Annotated in this window: 17 protein-coding genes; 8 read left to right on the forward strand and 9 right to left on the reverse strand. The window is 52.1% G+C overall.

The features are described 5' to 3' along the window. Positions 1-91: 91 nt before the first annotated feature. Positions 92-1,114 carry an Ig-like domain-containing protein gene (locus AC3IX4_RS29180; RefSeq protein ID WP_489261583.1) on the forward strand — a complete coding sequence of 341 codons (1,023 nt, stop codon included), beginning with the start codon at positions 92-94 and terminating at the stop codon, positions 1,112-1,114. A gap of 126 nt (positions 1,115-1,240) precedes the next feature. Further along, a complete protein-coding gene (locus AC3IX4_RS29185) occupies positions 1,241-1,672 on the forward strand; it encodes a hypothetical protein (RefSeq protein WP_489261584.1) in 432 nt (143 codons plus the stop codon). On the opposite strand, the gene AC3IX4_RS29190 is transcribed toward AC3IX4_RS29185, so the two are convergent. Continuing rightward, positions 1,659-2,561 carry a dienelactone hydrolase family protein gene (locus tag AC3IX4_RS29190; protein ID WP_489261585.1) on the reverse strand — a complete coding sequence of 301 codons (903 nt, stop codon included), beginning with the start codon at positions 2,559-2,561 and terminating at the stop codon, positions 1,659-1,661. The genes AC3IX4_RS29185 and AC3IX4_RS29190 overlap by 14 nt on opposite strands. 158 nt (positions 2,562-2,719) lie before the next feature. Here AC3IX4_RS29190 and AC3IX4_RS29195 point away from each other — a divergent pair, with 158 nt between their 5' ends. Next, complete coding sequence (locus AC3IX4_RS29195; protein ID WP_411961277.1) at positions 2,720-3,124, forward strand: TraR/DksA family transcriptional regulator; 405 nt, start codon at positions 2,720-2,722, stop codon at positions 3,122-3,124. A 40-nt stretch (positions 3,125-3,164) separates the two neighbouring features. Here the strand turns inward: AC3IX4_RS29195 and AC3IX4_RS29200 are convergent, their stop codons facing one another. Beyond that, positions 3,165-3,467 (reverse strand): HU family DNA-binding protein, encoded by a 303-nt coding sequence (locus AC3IX4_RS29200; RefSeq protein ID WP_489261586.1) that lies wholly within the window; start codon positions 3,465-3,467, stop codon positions 3,165-3,167. Between the two features lie 145 nt (positions 3,468-3,612). On the opposite strand from AC3IX4_RS29200, the gene AC3IX4_RS29205 reads away from it, so the two are divergent. Continuing rightward, a complete protein-coding gene (locus AC3IX4_RS29205; RefSeq protein ID WP_411961279.1) occupies positions 3,613-4,512 on the forward strand; it encodes a DsbA family protein in 900 nt (299 codons plus the stop codon). A 63-nt stretch (positions 4,513-4,575) separates the two neighbouring features. On the opposite strand, the gene AC3IX4_RS29210 is transcribed toward AC3IX4_RS29205, so the two are convergent. The 3 genes from AC3IX4_RS29210 to AC3IX4_RS29220 all read right to left on the reverse strand — a co-directional run bounded on the left by AC3IX4_RS29210 (position 4,576) and on the right by AC3IX4_RS29220 (position 8,392). Beyond that, positions 4,576-5,277, reverse strand: coding sequence for a hypothetical protein (locus tag AC3IX4_RS29210; protein WP_489261587.1), 702 nt, complete (start codon positions 5,275-5,277; stop codon positions 4,576-4,578). A gap of 48 nt (positions 5,278-5,325) precedes the next feature. After that, complete coding sequence (locus tag AC3IX4_RS29215) at positions 5,326-6,759, reverse strand: Shedu immune nuclease family protein (RefSeq protein ID WP_489261588.1); 1,434 nt, start codon at positions 6,757-6,759, stop codon at positions 5,326-5,328. A 151-nt stretch (positions 6,760-6,910) separates the two neighbouring features. Next, positions 6,911-8,392, reverse strand: a complete 1,482-nt coding sequence (locus AC3IX4_RS29220) for a UvrD-helicase domain-containing protein (RefSeq protein WP_411961283.1) — start codon at positions 8,390-8,392, stop codon at positions 6,911-6,913. A gap of 202 nt (positions 8,393-8,594) precedes the next feature. Between AC3IX4_RS29220 and AC3IX4_RS29225 the strand changes: the two genes are divergently transcribed. Then, positions 8,595-8,984 (forward strand): hypothetical protein, encoded by a 390-nt coding sequence (locus AC3IX4_RS29225; RefSeq protein ID WP_489261589.1) that lies wholly within the window; start codon positions 8,595-8,597, stop codon positions 8,982-8,984. A gap of 387 nt (positions 8,985-9,371) precedes the next feature. On the opposite strand, the gene topA is transcribed toward AC3IX4_RS29225, so the two are convergent. After that, complete coding sequence (topA, locus tag AC3IX4_RS29230; protein WP_489261590.1) at positions 9,372-11,534, reverse strand: type I DNA topoisomerase; 2,163 nt, start codon at positions 11,532-11,534, stop codon at positions 9,372-9,374. A gap of 387 nt (positions 11,535-11,921) precedes the next feature. On the opposite strand from topA, the gene AC3IX4_RS29235 reads away from it, so the two are divergent. Together AC3IX4_RS29235 and AC3IX4_RS29240 are read left to right on the forward strand one after the other, a co-directional pair. After that, the gene (locus AC3IX4_RS29235; RefSeq protein ID WP_411961094.1) at positions 11,922-12,413 is read left to right on the forward strand and encodes a PD-(D/E)XK nuclease family protein; all 492 of its coding nucleotides are present in this window, start codon (positions 11,922-11,924) and stop codon (positions 12,411-12,413) included. 188 nt (positions 12,414-12,601) lie between these two features. Further along, positions 12,602-13,462: a hypothetical protein gene (locus AC3IX4_RS29240; RefSeq protein ID WP_489261591.1), complete on the forward strand. Its 861-nt coding sequence runs from the start codon at positions 12,602-12,604 to the stop codon at positions 13,460-13,462. Between the two features lie 105 nt (positions 13,463-13,567). Here AC3IX4_RS29240 and AC3IX4_RS29245 read toward each other — a convergent pair whose 3' ends face one another. The 3 genes from AC3IX4_RS29245 to AC3IX4_RS29255 all read right to left on the reverse strand — a co-directional run bounded on the left by AC3IX4_RS29245 (position 13,568) and on the right by AC3IX4_RS29255 (position 16,424). Beyond that, a complete protein-coding gene (locus AC3IX4_RS29245) occupies positions 13,568-14,854 on the reverse strand; it encodes an OmpP1/FadL family transporter (RefSeq protein WP_489261653.1) in 1,287 nt (428 codons plus the stop codon). 305 nt (positions 14,855-15,159) lie between these two features. Further along, positions 15,160-15,345 (reverse strand): carbon storage regulator CsrA, encoded by a 186-nt coding sequence (gene csrA, locus AC3IX4_RS29250; RefSeq protein ID WP_411961097.1) that lies wholly within the window; start codon positions 15,343-15,345, stop codon positions 15,160-15,162. Between the two features lie 35 nt (positions 15,346-15,380). After that, positions 15,381-16,424 carry a ParB/RepB/Spo0J family partition protein gene (locus AC3IX4_RS29255; protein ID WP_411961098.1) on the reverse strand — a complete coding sequence of 348 codons (1,044 nt, stop codon included), beginning with the start codon at positions 16,422-16,424 and terminating at the stop codon, positions 15,381-15,383. A gap of 607 nt (positions 16,425-17,031) precedes the next feature. Here AC3IX4_RS29255 and AC3IX4_RS29260 point away from each other — a divergent pair. After that, positions 17,032-17,865, forward strand: a complete 834-nt coding sequence (locus AC3IX4_RS29260) for a hypothetical protein (RefSeq protein ID WP_489261592.1) — start codon at positions 17,032-17,034, stop codon at positions 17,863-17,865. The last annotated feature ends 317 nt before the right edge of the window (positions 17,866-18,182 follow it).

Raw genomic sequence — 18,182 nt, forward strand, 5'->3', positions numbered from 1 at the left:
TGCTTTGGCCTTATCATCTACAAGTTTGTGCGCGAGAGCGGCCATATGGGATGGTATTCTCTATCCCCAGACACCAGGTACGACTATAAGTATGTCACCCCAAGCGCCTTTGGATTACAGCGAGCTTAACGCGACTGTTACGTTCCCGAGTCGTGTTGGAAATTCTTGCACTGCATCAGGAATGGGGCCAACTCCTAATATTGGCGCCTCCTTATTGTGGCGCCCCAAAGGCTCTACCGGCCTATTCACCGTCGCCACCGGTCTTAATGATGGTTCTATCGGTGGGTTCGTATCCTGTGGTGGGGCATCCAGAACGGTTACCGTCACGATATTTAATAACATCATTGGTGGTCCTACTGAACCGGGAGAGTACGAATTTGCAGCGGTGGTAGGATGGCAACTATGTACAAACTGCCAAGTTGTCGCTGACTATTCAAACGTTGTTATAGTGTCTGTTGGGGTGACAAATACACCTCCGGCAGCAGGAAATGCTTCTCTGGTAACTGCTGAGGACACTGTTGGTGCCGTTGGACTTCCTATATACGACCCTGACGCAGGTGATTACCACTCATTCCAAATTCTCGGTGGGCCTTCAGTAGGGTCTGCATGGTTGTCTGGGAGTGCGCTTTATTACTCTCCTCCGGCAAACTGGAGCGGTTCCACCGCTGTCACTTATAGAGCAATTGATTCAAAAGGAGCTGCGTCTAACGCCGCAACGGTTTACATCACAGTTAACCCCGTCAACGACCCCCCTGTGGCTGATGCAAAATTCCTGACCTTGAATGAAGATAGCTCCGGCAGCGTTCAACTGAGTGGCAGCGATATTGACTCTCCAGCGCCGACGGTCTTTCAAATCGTAGCCGCCCCACCTGCCATCCATGGAAGCGCGACTATCGCAGGGAGCGTTCTGACGTTCACCGGGTATAAAGACTGGAATGGTCAAACCAGTCTCACCTATAGAGCCCAAGACAACCAAGGCGCCTGGTCGTTGCCCGCATTAGTGCAGGTCACGGTAAAACCCATTAATGATGTTCCAGTACTCAGAGCTCCGCTTAAAATCGAGACCAGAGAAAGTCAGCCTGTGACAGTCAAGGGCGTTATTACCAAGCAGTAGGATTAAAGAACCCGTTGTCATACTTGGACAGCGGGTTTTTTATTACACAGGCTTGCGTTATTTTTTTTGCTGTCATTCTGAGTGTGATTTCTTTCACTCATCGAGCTCAACTGAAAAGGTATTCACATGAACGCAAGAAAGGCCAAGACGTTGCATATCGCTGTTCTTCCACTCGGCGAGCCGATGGAGGAGGATTTGATGGTTCCTGGAATTTATCAAGCGCAGGTAGAGCCAGGTCTGAGTTCTGCTGATTCAGCGGAAGCTGCTCTAAATGCGGTCAAAGGACGTTTTGAGATAGTAAATAAGGAAGGGTTTGTTTTCTTTGTGTTTGATCCTGATGAAGGGCGAATCATCGCTCCATCAGGACGCCAAGTTCTCAAGGGGAAACTTATCGAACATTTCAATGTGGCTTGTACGTTCGTGACTGGGCTGATTCCAACATGGTTGTTCGATAAATTCCGCTTGAGTCTAATCGAGACGGTAAAAACCCCTGTTCAAATGAACCAGGTTGAAGTCGTCAGAGCGCTTAACGGAGAGGCGGTTTTCATTCGGAGCTGATTTCACTGGTGAACCCCTCGACTTCAACGTCCTCTGACGGCGACTGGCCGAATGAAACGGAGCGAGGGGCAAAATCCGGTGGCACGCACTTCAACGGTTGATCCCGAAACCGTTTCCACACCTCCTGCCACCCTGAAGTGTGATCAGCGTCCACCAATGTGACGTTCAGGCAATCTGCTTCAGGTAACGCCATCATGTAAGCCTCAGCTACCGCTTGAGGCACTTCTTGATCCGACTTGCCGACTAAATGTCGCTGTGGAACGATCTGGAGCTTTTTCGCGAATCGAACCGGGTCAAGTGAACCTTTCAAGGGTGGGCGTTTGTGAAGGCTTGCCCAGGTTGTTGGTGATAGGTTCCCTCCAAGCGTTTGAACGCGAATTACGTCTGTCCGCGTAGCGGCAAGCAAAAGCGCCACAGTTCCCCCTCCGCCATAACCCACAAGCTCAAATGTCTGGTTGTGGTGGATACCTTTCAGTAGTTCCAACGCTTCCTGGTAACTGGTGATCACACTCGAGCTGAAGCGTCTTTCCGACCATTCTGCAGGCGCACAGCGTTCGCTCCAGACGTACTGGCAGGGTCTGGCGATATAAGCCGATGGGGCGGAATCCGTTAGGGCAAGCTTGACCAGCATTGTTCCCGTCGGTGTCGGGTTAGTAGCAGGATTTGTTTCTGAGGCCGTGCTGCCATCGTCTTCGATGTATACCCGTAGAGTCGGAGATTCTTCGGCATGCTCTTTCAGTGCGGCGAGCAGAGGGAAGGGGGATGTCTCTAGAACAATCGGTCGACCACCAGCCAAGGAAATGTCGGCTGAGAAATTTTTGATTGAGGATGCGCAGCCTCCCAACACCGCGACACTCAGGGAGAGGACCGCAATCTTCGTTTTGAGCACTTTTTACCTCCAACACTATTCCGAACATACCGCCAATGTTCGCGACCTTTCCAAGCGACCACTGGCTGAAACGTCCCCCATCCAGGGGGCAATTCAACACCTGGGCAGGAGACGGCTCTCCTACGATCAGTGCTGGTTTTTTAAATGCGGAATCTGTCATGACACGAGAAGAGCTACTGGCGTCCGGTGACGAAAATTACATGAGCGAGAATCAACTGGGCTTTTTCAGAACACTGCTCTGTTCCCTTCTTGAGGAGTGCAACGAACGGGTAAGCAGTGGGTTGCTGGCCTTATCTGCGTTGGATAAGCCTGCTGACGATGTCGATTTGGCGTCGGTCGAAGAGGATCGCCAAAAGCTGCTTCGAATGCTCGATCGGGATCGAATGAACTTGCCAAAGCTTCGCAAGGCGTTGGAGCGGATTGATGATGGTAGCTTCGGATATTGCGAGGAGTCTGGCGAGCCGATCGGGATTCCGCGGTTGCTCGCTCGGCCTGCAACTACCCTGTGCATTGAAGCGAAACATCGACAGGAAATGCGCGAGAAGCACTTGAGGGTGGCGTAGAGCAAGAGGTGGGGGCCCAAGTGAGTCCGGGCCCTAGGTATCAGTTGACGCTATCTTTCAGGCCTTTTCCCGCTTTAAAACTTGGTTTTCTTGCCGCGGCTATGGTTATGGGTTTTCCCGAGCTGGGATTACGTCCTACGCGCTCCGCGCTGTTCTTCACTTGGAACGAACCAAACCCGACCAGGGAGACTGTTTCTCCAGATTTCAGAACCTGAGTAATTGTTTCAATAAAAGCGTCCAGTGCACGGCTTGCTGCAGCTTTGGATACGTCGGCATTTTGTGCGACGGCATCGATCAGTTCTGCTTTGTTCATTCGCGTTTCCTCTGAAGACTTACTCGACATGGGTTGTTCTGCAAAGTGCGCTTCTAATTCTACCCAGTGAAACGGGCCGAAGGAGCAGGTCTGCCCCCACGGCGGGGGTCGATTGCCAGAGTAGTACAGGAGGGCGGCTCTTACCCTAACTACACCTAATCCTGGATCTTTCGATATGACCTTTAAAGCCCTTCTCGGTACGGCGTTCGTGTCGGTGGTGATCTCACTCACTGCTGCTACGGGCGCATTTCTCTACTGGAAATCGACTTCACCGTTTCTTGCGGACAACCAGACGCAATTCAATGAAATGGTAGCTAAAAGCATCAAGCTCAATCGTGCATCCCAATACGCCGCCGAGGTCACCAAGAAGCTTGCCAAATACGAGAACCTGGCCGTCAGTGACGCTCCGGAAGGACGGCGGATCTACGGAAAGCTCGATGCGCGGTTTACCCTCGTGGAGTTCTCCGATTTTGAGTGTCCGTACTGCAAGCGCTTCCATGAAACCCCGAAAAAAATAGTCGATCAGGCACCAGAACATGTGAAGTGGGAATGGCGACATATGCCGCTTGATTTCCACAACCCTGCGGCGACGCGCGAAGCGGTGATGACCGAGTGCGCAGCTGAGCAACGTGGTGCTGCGGGCTTCTGGGTGGCAGCAGAGGAAATGTTCAATAAGACACGCGGCAACGGCCAGGGTATCGCTGACGTTGATGAGTTTGCTGCTGGTATCGGCCTCGATACAGACCAGTTCCAGGACTGCCTGAAGAGTGGGCGTTATGACAAGCGGATTCAGGCTGACATGAAACTGGCTGAGAAGTACAAAGTGACTGGCACCCCCGCGACCTTGATTGTCGATGGCCTTACCGGTGAAGAAAAATTGGTATCCGGTGCACTGCCAATTCAGAAACTGATCGCTACGATTTCTGGAATGATTGACGCCCACGAGAAGCGCACGACTCCTCCAGCTGAAGGCGCTGCAAATGGGAGTTCAGAAGAAGGGCGCGAATCAAGCGCAGCGATCACCGCTCAAGCAGCAGATGTAGAAGCGGGCTTGCCGCCAACCAATAGCCAATAACCTGCAGAATCTGCCATTGGCTGAATAGGCGCTTTGGACGATTCCAGGCGCCTTTAAAGACGTTCAGTTCATCATTTGATTGCGGCAGATATTTTGCCGGGCTTCGACTAACCGAAAATAGTCCTTCAACGAAAACAGTGGTTTCTCCGCTGTCTTAACCCCGTATTTTTCAAGCAACGGCAAAGCAGCTTCGGGTACGGGGAGAACCCTGCGTTCTCCCCTGTAACTCACGCTGTATATTCCTAGCGGCAATGAGCGGTGAAGCGTCAACTGATCCGCTTCGGGAAAGCTTACCTCTGTCACAAGGGCCTTCATTTGACGCCCAGCGCTCTTAAAAAGCTCAACCCTGTTCTTACCCTCAAGAGCAACGTACAGGGGCAGGGCGCCGATTCTGCATACCCTGGGTGAGTTGTGATGATGTTTTTCTTCCTGGGTGGCAAGCCTGTCAGACTTATCCATAACGTCAGCGGGTGCGGCTGGCGTGAAATGGGCGTTCGGGGAGTAATCGTTGTATGTTCCACTCACAATTAACTGCGGATCCAGATCCCTCGGCTGCATTTTGTCGTAGTCGTAGCACGTCACAGAAAACGGCAATACCTGCATTACAAATTTTGCCGGGTGCACTGCAGTCCATCCCCTGGATGGCGGAGCAAACCCTTTTAGCCTTCTGATCAGCCGTTCTCTCCAGTCGCCTGGCACGTAATTTCGTCCTTCCGCATCGAACTGATCCTTGGCTTTGACAAAAGCGGCTGCTGCATCTTGCATGGGCGGTCTCTGATTATTTGTGGACTATGGCTGGTCGGACAGCGTGCTTTAGAACGGCGAATCGTGTTGGTTGCTATAGGGCGAATGGCTGGACTCTGCTGACAGGGCCTTATGGACGTCCACTAGACGTTGCTCCAGCTCATCGAATGTCACGATTCTCACATCCCTAAGGCAATTCCGATATTGCTCAAATGACCGTCTTTCAACCTTCTTTGCGGGTGTGGTACCCACGATGATGATCGCTGAAATCGAGTGATCATGAACCTCCTCTTCGATCCCGTCCTTGAGCTGAAAGATTTCCCGCTGAGCGCTCGCTCGCTGACTAATGATCTGTGCTACCGAACCGCTTAGCTCAGTTGATGGCGCAAACGTCTCACCGCCGCGGTATGGCTTTCCTGTTAAAAGCTCCGTATCTGGGCGCTTTATTTCGATCAGAGCAAGATTTCCGGTCGAGCGCGCAGCGATAAGGAAATCGCTGTAGTTTCCCCCACTACCGTTGAAACTTTTGTTCCCTACATAAGGACGCTCACAGATAATTTTAATCGGATAGGCAAAGGCCATATTCAAGATGAAAGCGTTGTCGCCTAGGAAGCGTTGCCACTTCCCTTCAACGTGTCTCGTAGCCATGAGCTTTTTATACTGTTCAATAAGATCGCCCAGGGTAACGAGCTCGATCTCGGCCTGAAGTTGGAGGAGTACCCTCGGCTCGGATTGTGAAATCGCTCGTGCGTTCTGGCGTACCAATGACGTCGCGCTTTGCCTGTCTTTTGCGGACAACGGCGACGCTCTGTTGCCTTGTAACAACTCACTCAGTAGATCAGGTGGAAGTTTTTTGGCTTTCGCTGGATACCTTGCTGGATCAACGGCGTGAACCAATCCACCGTAACAAATGAGTTGCTTGTTTTCGCGGGCCTCTCGCTGATGTCGTCTAGTAAGGCGGGACAGTTTTTGCCGAATATCTTGGTACCGATCGATACCCAACATGTAGACCCCCTCGTCAATTTTTGTGTCTCTTCGTCCACCACCTCCGTGGATACAAAGTGTTGTGACACCGGGGATTGTAGCTATAGCTTCCAGGATGAATCGGTATTCCCATTGAAGCCCCAAGCCGGAGCGCCAATCCCTGTAGAAACCCTCAGGGAAAGTTTCAAGAAGGGCGCTCAGTGAGTCTTTAGACGTTGGAAGAATGTAGGGTGAGGCAACCGGCCTTGTGATCCAAATTTCTGTAATCGCACCGTACTTCGATAGGCCATAATTCGTCGACCCGGCATGTTGATGAATCGGCCAGATCCGGACTGTTTCGGCATTTACTTGAAGGATCCGATGCCAAGGATCAAACGATTCGCTTGCATCAGGACGTAAATCGCTGAAGTACACATCGACCGAGTGAGCTTCCTCGGCATGATCTGTCGGAAACCCGTCCTCGGTGTAAAGTTGAAATTCGAGAAAGGGCCCCCCGTCGGCCCGCATTTCATAGGTCATTTGCGAAGGTCGTAAGGAGGCCACACTAAAACTCCATAGGTTCAATAGACTACCAGTCTACTTGAGCCCTGAGTTTTTATGGCCAGGTATGAAGGGACGCGGGCGACGGTAATTCGGGGCTCTGGATGGATCCCCGAAGAATGACAATCAACTATGCGTGTAAAGCAATGGGTCGACGACGATCCCTTTGCTGAACGAAATTTGCCATCAATGCGATCACAACAGTGTTGAGCGCAAGAATTCGCATAGCGCGCGTGATTGCTACGTAGAGTAGGTTCAGCTCGTCATCTCGCTCTTCCGCCTTCATTTTCGGGTCGAGTGGATCGGCAAAGTCTTCGTACAGCTTGACGGCATCCCACTCAAGGCCTTTTGCCTTGTGCGCTGTTGCTAAGGTGACAGTTGCGTCGAACTCTTCCTTTACCGAGCAGCGGCGAAGCTCAGCAAGTCTTTCAAGTAGATCATCGTAAGTGTCGATGAGCTTGACCGATCGCTCCATTTCTCGATCATTCGACTCTTGCGCTACTACCCGGTATTCCTGAAAGTCACGGTACTCGTCCAGCAGCTGGCGGCGCCGAATTTCGCTGTGCTCACCTTGGCTAAAGCGGTACAGGTCTTCGAGCTCAGTAAACTTGTATGCCTCCAAGCCACCAACCCAAAATATTTTGTGCCCCTGGGCAGCCAACATCAGCGCGTTTTCAATCACGCCCATCACCGTCCGATGAAGTACCGCATGGTGATCGATGTCATCAGGAAGCTTGCGCGTTACCTTGGTGACCGGGCCCGCGCCGATGATTTCGAGCGACTCGCCTTTATAGGAGAGAATGATATTCGCGGTATGGGCTACCGCAGGCCCGAAGCGAAATGAACTGGTCAGGTACATTTCGTCAACACCTTCCATCGCAGAGTGATCCAAGGCGTTAACAGCACCTCGGAAGCGATAGATTTGCTGGTGCGAGTCACCGCAGATAATCACCTTGGCGTTCTGCCTGAAAATCACGTCGATCAAGCAAGCATTCAGATCCTGCCCTTCGTCGACGAGGATCGTCGTATAGCGTTTAGACAGATCCGGATTCGAGGTCTGCCAGAGTTTGAAGTAACCGTCGTGGCCGATTTTAATCTCGAGGTCATTTAGGTCGATCATCCGCTGCCACAACATGCTGGCGCCAGCGACAATCGAGGCGCGGTATTGCGCCTTTTTGCCGGACAATTCAGTACCAGCCTCTACCCGATTGAAGTGCTGCTCACCGATATCGAGGTCCGCGCTGTTTAGGTAGTTGGCAAGGGTTTCCTGGACATCTTTGACGGCTGTCCAATTGCGCGTGTCCACAGCTTTCGCGATGTCTGTCAGCCTGAGGTTTTGGGTCAGCTTTCCAGAGTAGCTCCGACCAATGCTGTGATAGGCCAACTGGTGAGCGGTTTTGCAGTCCACGCCTTTTGGAAACTTGGTGGCTGCTTCGTCGCGAATAGCCCTGTTATAGGCGACATAGAGAATTCTCTCTCTTGGATTCGCCTCAGCATACTCCGCCAGGGTCGTGGTCTTGGCCGCACCGGCAAAAGCTCGAATGCGCAGACGCCGACCGCGATACTCCTTAATTGCTACTTGTTCCTCGGTCAGCGTGATCTGCTTTTTCATGTCCATTTGCCTGTTAGCTCGTAATACTCAAAGCCTACCAGCGCCCCAAAAAACACAACCCCACAACGCCCCCCGCTATGGAGGTGTGCCCCCATGAGAGGGGCTGTTATGTCGCCGAAAGAGCCAACGTTCGCCTCACACTGAGTCATTGGAAAACCGACGATCTTTTTGATGCGTCTGTTCCACCTAGACGAGAACAGAGATGATCTTGAAGATTCTTCTGCTTATGCCGTTAGCGTTTTCACTGTCCGGGTGCACGCAATCGCCTCCCGAAGTGCCGCAGCGGGACGGTGCTTTCTTGAGGTTCAACGCGATAGGAACTGGAGCCGTGGTTTTGGAGGCGGTCGTCATTTCCGGACAGGAAAAAAGAGTTGCTGCAGGTGACGTATCGAAAACCGGGGGGACATTGAAGCGGTGGAGTGACACCTATGTGGCCATGGGTCAGTGTGGTCGGATACGATTTGTGTTTGACCGTGAAGATGGCAAGAAACGATTCTGGAAAGCTGCGTCCTCTACATCCCCTCATCAATCTGGTCAGGGCTGCCAGATTAATGATTGGCAAGATTTCCAGTGGCAGGAAGTATCAGGTTAACCGCTGCATCCTTTGATCTTGCTGGATCCGAGAGGATTGCCTGTCGCTTCGTGCAAAACCAGTTGGCGTTGGGTTAGGTGATGAACGACGACGATTTGAACTTTGCCCGATGTTAGAGCGGCCTCAAATGCTGCTCGCTCCTCAGGCCGCGGGCATCGCTGGCCAGCACCACTCGATATCACCGCCAATCCCGTCCTTGGGTTCATTACGAACATGAGATTGTCTACAACGGCCTGAATGACAGATAACCCGAGGGAACGCTTTTCCAGACGCTCCCAGCGATCGAGAATTTCTCGAACTGAATCTCCGAGCATCATAAACCTGCGCCTCTTGTCGTCATTGGTATTGCGCGCACTGGGCAATTAGCGAGCCACTCTACTGACATTGCTAACGTCCACCTGGTCTGGTGGTTCTACGCGATTGTTTAGGCTTCTCTACCCAATTCTCGATATCTGGTACGCCATCCACGTCCTCGACAATGGCTTTGCAAGATGGACGTGCTTTAAAGCCAGTGCATCCCCAGAACGGTCCGCGACTGCCTTCCCTTAATGCCAATTTATGCTTGTCGCACTTCGGACAGTTTTGTTCGCTCAGGATCTGCTCAGTTTTCGGCTCATTGCCCGTTTTGAGCCGGGTCAAATCCGGGCTGTGTGCCTCACCACGTTTCGCCTTCGCCTCTGGCGCAGAAGCGCAACAGTCCGGATACCGGCTGCAAGAATAGAAGTGACCAGACGGGCCTTTTTTTCGAACAAAAATGCCATCTGCGCAAACGGGACATGCGAGTAGATCTGCGCGCATATCGACAAATGCTTGGTTGGAGCCTCCATTAGATACCGCTGCAAGCTCTGCTTGGAGGATGTTGTATTGGTATGAGACGACCGGCTTGTAACCTGCTTTACCCGTGGCAATTTGATCCAGCGCATCTTCCATCTGCCGGGTAAACGACAGCTCGATAAATGAAAATGATGCCTGCAAGACATCAGCTACGGCCTCCCCGAGATCGGTGGCATGAATCATCCTGGACTTAACCTCCATGTACGATCTCTTCTCCAGTACGGCTTGTGTAGCTGCGTAGGTTGCTGGCCTGCCGATTCCGAGGCGCTCCATTTCCTTGACCAATCCAGCTAGCGACAAGCGAGCTGGCGGTTGGGTTTTCTGCGTCTCGACGGTAGGGAGAAGCGCGGTCAGTCGCTGACCATCAACTAATACGGGAAGAGGTGAGGTTGCTTCAATGTCCTGGGTGTCAGGTTCTTCTGTGTCGTCACCATTAGTTAGCGCCATCCAGCCCGCATCAAGCAATACGCGGCCCTTCGCGAGAAATGGTTGGTTTTGGCCTTTGATCGCGACATCACTGAGTAGAACGGCTTTAGTTGAGTCGTAAGTCGCTGGCGTCATCTGGCTGGCTACCGCTCGCATCCAGATAAGTTGATAGAGTTGTGCTGCAGGAGTGCTTGGGTCATCTCCAAATTGCCGCATCTCTATGTCGCTGGGCCTGATTGCTTCGTGTGCCTCTTGCGCGCTCTCTTTCGATTCCCAGGTGTTCGGGGTGTCTGGAATTGGCTGACCTGAACTCGTCAAGAATTCACGGATCATGGCTAACGCTTCTTCACTGAGATTGACGCTGTCAGTTCGATGGTAGGTGATTGCCCCAGAGTCAAACAGGGACTGTGCAAGTTTCATGGTCTCGTCCGGATTCATTTTTAGCCGTGACGATGCGCCTTGTTGCAGAGTTGAAGTCGTAAAGGGGGGAGGTGCCTTTCGATAGGTTTTGCGTGTAACCACCTTCTGCACAGTGAAACCGCGCTGTTGCTGGATCGCCGTGGCTAGGCGATCGATAAAAGCCTTATCTGTGAAGTGTTGAGGTGGTTCTTGCTCAAGCATTTTGAAGAGAGGTGCAGCCTCCCATGTCGCGGTCCAGGTGCCAGAAGGTCCACTGGGCGCGCCACTGATGTTCATACTGAACTTTACGTCCAGTCGGAAATGCTCGATCGATACGTGGTCGCGAATGGCTCGCTCCCGCATAACGATTAGAAGAAGGGCAGACGACTGAACTCGACCAGCGGAAAGGCTGGTACCGATCCCAGCAGCCTTGGTTAACCACGGAGAGACGTAGTAGCCGAATATTCGGTCTAGCACTCTGCGTGCTTCTTGTGCTTTGACCCTATTGATATCTATTGCGCGCGGAGAACTGATGGCCGCGAGGATGGCCTTTTTTGTAATTTCGTTAAAGGTTACTCGCCAGTAGTTCTTTGGCTTAAGTGCCTGTTGAAGGTGCCATGCGATGGCTTCACCCTCACGATCGAGGTCAGTTCCTAGGTAAACCTCATCGGCCTCTTTGACGATTTTTCGCAGCCAGGCTACGGTCTTAACCTTTTCAGGATGGATGACGTAATCGGGAACGAAGTCCGGGGCTGACACGCCCATTTCGTTGCTGGGCAAATCCCGAATATGCCCCGCAGAAGCTGTAACCAACCATCCGTGCCCGATGAACTTCTCGATTTTTTTTGCTTTGGTCGGACTTTCGACAATCAACACTTTCTTTTGCGCCACATACACCTCCTCGGTTGGAGGCTACGATGCCGCGCTTAGTCAATATTCTTAGCTCCAATTCGCCCCCCACCAGGGGGGGCGGCATTGAGGCACGCCCTGACATGAAAACGGTCATGTTCCTTGTTGCCAGCCTGTGTGCGAGCACGCGAGGTCGCCGATTGCGCTACGGCTTCGCTTAATATAACAAGCATCTCGCAATGACCAAGTTTTGATAGGTCTGTCGCGGAAACAGAGCGTGGGTGCCTTTTCTCAGTCATACCTATTTCGTCCAGAATGGGTGTCAGTTAAATTTTGACATTCCCCTGAATATTGCAAACACAGCGACCCTCAGAGGTACAAATAGGGTCAGGAAAGTTGCATTTCCCTGGGCCGTGGGATGATAGGTGTATGAGACAAGAAAACAGTTCGAGACTGACCAATTGGAAAGAACCGCTGCCTGCTGAGCTACGGGGCGCGGCTGTGGTCTTATCCGAGCGGAATCTCAGCACTGTCTCACCGGTGCCGTTGCATGGACGCTGCGATCAGGTTTTCGACAATGGTCGATTCCTGTCCATCGTTGATACAAAACGACGCAAGAAGCCATCCGTGTACATGCGGGACGTCATCCAACTCTCTGCTTACCGAGTGATTCTGGAACGGGATTCACAACGACTCTTGGGCTATCGCCGTCCCGTTTCGCCAGTCGGCTACATTCGTATTACTGGTTTCGGGACGACGACCTATTTGCCAGTAAAACTCCTCTCCACAACTCAGGTAATCGCTCTCTGGAATCGCTATTGGGAGCTGAAAACACGTCGAGCAGCAGCGAACCCGAGGGTTGCCGTGTTACAGGTCTGTGCGAGCTGTGATCAAGCTCCACGGTGCCCTCGATATCACTGACAACCACACATAGAAAGTGGTGGGACAAAAAGAATTCGAGGCCTTGCGCGCAGCTGTGTTGGCCGAGAATGTAATATTATCTAACGGATGCTTTCTGCGCGTCCTACTGCGTTGCACTATCACAATGTATCCGAGTGTTGAATGACGACGCTTTCATCCAAAAAAAATTGACTTATAAGTAACGATTTATGAGCGAACGAACCAAACCAAAGTCAAATAAACTCAAACTTGATGAGATCCCCGAAGCTGTGATCCAGCAACTCGGCAAGCGTTCGGATCGCGATCTGTCGGTTGAATGTGGTATTTCGGCTTACTTCTTGAAGCAGAAGCGTCTTGCCTTGGGTATCGAGCAATTCAAGCGTGGTGTATACCCAGAAGAAATGGTTCAGCTGCTAGGGAAGGTTACCGACCGGGAGGTCGGTGAGCGGTTTGGATATCATATCGCAAGCGTTTGTGCACTTCGAAAAAAAATGGGCGTCGCCTCCACGGTTAAGGCTGCAACCACACCAACTCAAACGCCAAACAAAAGAAAGCGCGAGATAGTTAATTTGCCGCAGGAGCTGGTCAGTCAACTGGGAATGCGATCTGATCAGGACCTATCCACTGAGTTTGGTTTCACCCTGCACTACCTGAAGAAGGAGCGGAAAGCCCAGGGTATCCCGAGTGTAAATGTGCCTACGTACCCCGAAGAAATGTTGTCCTTGCTTGGGAAGGTAGCCGATCGTGATCTGGTGGCCAGGTTTGGCTACTCATCAACCACACTTTCTGTACTTCGAAAGAAGTTGGGGATTAAGCGGCACCATAAGGTCTGGACGGCCGAACGCATTGCGTTACTCGGCAAAATTAAAGACTCGGAGGTCGCGGCCTTGCTCGGCGGCGCATTTACAAAAGGATCGGTCAGTCAATGTCGTCGCTCCCTGGGAATACCTATTTGCCGAGGACCAAGAAATGGCGCCCCAACTGCCCTTTTCCTCTCGCTCAGTCGGGGCTTAACCACGGATACGATGGAAGCATTGCCAGTACATCACCAGGTGGGACCAGACAATTGACTCAATTTCCGCTTGTCCCCGGTTCGGAAGCCAATTCGCTTCAAGCCTAAGCCAAAGGAATAAAAAAGCCCCGGCTCATGCTGGGGCTTTTTGTTTGACCAATGCTTAGAAGCGATAGGTCAGGCCGAGGCCGAGGCCGTGTGCGCTGTTTTCATACTTGGCGTTGTAGGTGGTGTTGACACCTGGGGCAAGCGGCTTCGAATGGCTGACTTTAACGTCCTCCTCCATCAAGTAGGAGTACGCCATGTCGACAGTGATGTCTTCGGTTGGGCTCCAGCCAGCACCAAGGCTGAACACTGTGCGGTCGCCGGTAGGAATCCGTGGCGAACGGTCTTCGTTGTTGGTAGGCGACTGGTCGACCGATAAGCCGGTACGGAGTGTCCATTCCTTGTTGAGCTTGTAGCTAGCACCGATGGCGTGGGCCCAAGTGTCGTGCCAATTCTGTGGCTCGCTGATAGTGCCAATTGCGCCAGCGCTGCCGCCCAATTGCGGGGGTACGCCACTATTGTTGACTGTGATGTCCTCCAGGCGGCTCCAGCGGGTCCAAGTGCTGCCGAGGTAAAGGGTCCAGTTCTCGTCCAGTTCGTGGGTAACCGAGAAATCCACGGACTCAGGGGTCTTGATTTTCAGTGAGGCATCAAACTTGCTGCCACTGAAAACGCTGAACGGAGCACCACTGATCCTTGTTTTGCCCTCGAGCTTGTAATCAACCATCGAGTGGTAGGTTAGGCCCAGACGCGTGCTGTCAGTGGCCTGGACCATGACGCCTATGTTGTAGCCAACGGCAGTGTCGTCCCCGCTGATTTTCACTTCACCGTCGTTCGTACCAGCAAAGTTGCCGCGAACATCAGACTTCAATGTGCCGTCAATACGGTTGATGGTCGGACCGAAGCCGATCGAAATCTTGTCATTGAAGGCGTAGCTGACGGTCGGCTGCAGAGTCACAACCGAAACTTTGCTATAGCTACCGAAGTAACGGCCGGCAAATCCGTTTTCATAGTCGGTGACCAGGCCGAACGGTGCGTAAATGCCGAATCCGAATGCCCAGTGATCATCAATTGGCTTGACGTAATAACCCATCGGTACGCCTACGGTCGGAACCATGTCGCCATCGAAGCTGCCGCCTGGAGAATTGCTGCCAGTGCTGCTGATATCTGATTTGGCGAGAATTGCAGCCGCGCCTACGGTCACTTGTTCCCGCTTAAGGCGTGCCATGCCGGCTGGGTTGCCAAATACAGTGCTGGCGTCATCGGCAGAAGACGAGCGCCCGGCAAAACCAGTGCCCATCGCGCTGATGCTTTGTTCGTTAAGAGCGAAACCACTGGCGAAGAGTTGAGTTGACGCAATGGCAACTGCGAAACCGATGGTGTTCTTGAGATGCGCTTTTTTCATTATTATAAATCCTTGGTGATCAGCGCCGACGAAACTACCAATAAAATGCTCGCAGCGCCATAGTCTGAACAGTCTGTATTGCAGGAGATAGAGCTGTTTTGTCAGACAATCCAACAAGTTTGTGAGGCCTTAGAATTAGAGGGTAGAAGTGTTAACAGGTTCTCAAAGGAAGTGGGGGAATCACAAGTCTGCCAAGCTACTGTCAGGTGATCGCAGTAAGTCCAATCCTGAAAACCTCCCAAGTCTGAAATCTTTCTAGCGGGAACAAAAAAAACCGCCGATTTGGCGGGTTTTCAGTTGGCCTACTAGGCCGTTCGTTTCTGGGGTATCTCATTCTGAATCCGCGCATAAACCTCATCGCGATGTACTGGCACTTCTTGAGGGGCTTCAATCCCAATACGTACCTGGTTGCCACTCACGGACAGGATGCGAACGGTGATGTCATCACCGATATTGATAGATTCACCGTTACGACGAGTAAGAATCAGCATATGGTTTCCCTTTTTCCCTTTTTCCATTTCCAGATTTAGACGGCCAACTGGGTTTGGCTCGCGTTGAGGTTGTTGTCTTGGGTGCCGTCGTTTTCGGAAGGCTGTTGTTTGGTTTTGAGCTTCTCAATCTCAGCCAAGATTTTGTCTAGTTCAGCAAAAACCTCAGCGGGTAACTTCAGCTGAATCGACCCATCCTTAGCATCTGGCTGAGCTTGCTGGACATGTTCACGCAGAGTGCTAAACCCGTTGAACATTGTCTGGGCAAAGCTCTTTTTGATTTTCAGCGGCATCGACGCAGTCAACTGTTTTTCAGTGATCTTGCGGGGTTTGCGTGCTGGCGCCGTATCGGTCAGTAAAGGTTGCTGGTCATCGCCATCTTCATCTTCCTGCTCTGCCAGCTGTTCCTGGATGATGCTCATTGCTTTGTCGCCACCATGTAGGCGGTATAGCTTTCGAGCGAGATAAGGCTTGATGACATCTTCCTCAACCAAGTCCTGCATCGCCTGCGGCAGCTCAAGCAGCTCCAGTTCTTCTTTGACGTGCTTACCGCTCATGTTGACCGATTCGGCGATCTGATCAGGCGTCCTGCCTCGATTGATTGAGCGCTGGTACACGCGAGCCCGTTCAATAGGGGTCAGATCTAAACTGTCCTGCGAAGTAATGAGCATTGCATCCTGCGCATCCTCATCACCCTTCATCTCGATACAGTTCAGGCGGACGATCGGGGCGCCGCGCTCTCTGGCGAGACGGGCAGCTAATCGTCGGCAATGTCCCGCCCGAACGATCAGTCGACCATCGATTACCTGGACCACGAGAGGAGGCAATGACTTCCCGGCAATGTAGGCTTTTGCCAACTTCTCGATATGGGCCTTAACCTTGGGGCGTTCGTAATTCCGCGGATTAAACCCTGGTTCCTCCTCGAAAAGATCAAGCGGAAACGCGAAAAAGTCCCCGCGCTTTGCGCCAAGCACTGTCAGATTCGATGTGCTTGAGTTAACCCGTGCGCTGTCTTCATCCTTTTGATTCTTAGGATCGATACTAGCTGCAAGGGCCTTAAGGCTACTGATAGTGCTGCTCACATTTTCCTCCGTGACCGGCATCGCCGTAGTCAGTGAAATAAACGAGGGAAACGCTCCCTCACTCGTTTCGATTCTGAGCCGTCCATAAAAAATGCAAGGGGCTCGTACACGCCGTTTGGTGATGATTCATCACAGCCATTCCGGGGTTTGAGAAAACTCTACAGGCCGAGAGGAGAGGGTAGAGCTTTGATCTGCCCCTATTAAGGGGGCAGTTAGGCACTGAAACCCCTGTAATGGGGGCGATTGGGACTATGTGAATGGGGTTCTACAGATAGTGTTGCGACACCTAACGTCGAGGTCGCAAAAGATGTCCGAACAACCCCTTCAACAGATCGAAGAATATCCAGGTGGTGACCTGCTGCTTCGGCAGCAAAGGTCGCTGGATGAAATCGCCAGTATCGTAAGTTCGACTCCGAGGTTGGCGTTTGAGCCTCGGTCGTCATTTGACCGCACGCTTGAGGAGGATCTGAAGAGTCTCGATTCATCAATCCTGAGCAGAAAATTTTGGAGTAAGTCTGCAATAATCGCTGTGTTGCTCGCCTCATGCGCCGGGTTCGTTATCGGCATACCCTTGGGGTACATCACATACTAATTATTTGGAATCTGCGTGAAGTCGTCACCACAGCAGCTTGTCTGGAGAAACTGGGGAGCGTGGCTCGCGGGCGCGGCCACGCTTTCAATCAAATCGTTGCCAAGCTATTTCTTGGCCGCCATCATTTTTGGTGGACTAGGGCTAACCATCTTTCTGATGGGGGGAAAGGCTCTGTATCACCTGTTCAACATATGTTCGCCGTTCTTTTTGGTCATCGTGGCCATAGCGTTCGCAAAGGACACTGGGGCGTCCGTTTTAGGCTCATGCTTCCGCCAACTGAGCAGGGCGTCTTACTGGTTCAAACTTCCAAAATTGTCAGCCAAACCCATCCTGATTCTTTTGGTCGGTATGCATTGCCTGTTCATTGCAGTGATGCTGTATTCGCAATATTTCTCCGGCCATCACGCCACCCCTGGCCAGGGGAATATTGTTGAACGGTCACTGTTCGAACAGTCCGCCCTTTACGTAATTCTCTTTTCGACGACCATTGAGCAACAAATGATTCTGATACCTCCGCTCATACTATTTGGGGGCGTGTATCACTTCGCGGTGAATTTAGGCATCTCGCTGGGCCTGGTTGCGGAGAGCAATGCTGCTCGAATCAACTTGCTCTTAAAGGTCTCCGGCAAGCGAGTTCTGTTTCCCCTTCTCCTGGTGCTACCAGCTGGTGTGGCAATTCAAGCGGCAGCGAAACTGGCTGGTGATGTGCACCAGGCACTGGGCGCGGGGGTGCTATTGTTGAGCACCTTCGGTTGGCTATTTTTCGGATCGCTTTCCTGGAAAATCGTGGAAAGCGTTATGGCCATGTCCTGCCAGTTTGAGCAAAGGAGCGTTCTGTCGAACGGATAGGCGTGCGACTTTTGCAAATTGCTGTGCTCAAAAAGCCCGCATAGGGCAGGGAGATTGGGTTCCAAATAGACCTTGGTACCCGTGCCAGGATCGAAGACGATCTCTGTGCGCTGCTGCGGCCCGGCCCCGCATGGTGGCGAGACTTGGGGTGTACCTGAGCAGCTTTTCCTTGAATTCCGTAAGTCTTTGAAAAACCTTTCTGACCTTGCTCACTTCCTTGAATTCACGGGGACCGCTTGCGCGTAACTTTTTTGGATTCCGGAATAGTCTTTGCCTGCTCGGCCACGTGATCGCGACCTATATCCACGCGGATATCC

It is taken from the genome of Pseudomonas sp. KH_021 (genome assembly GCF_057838865.1).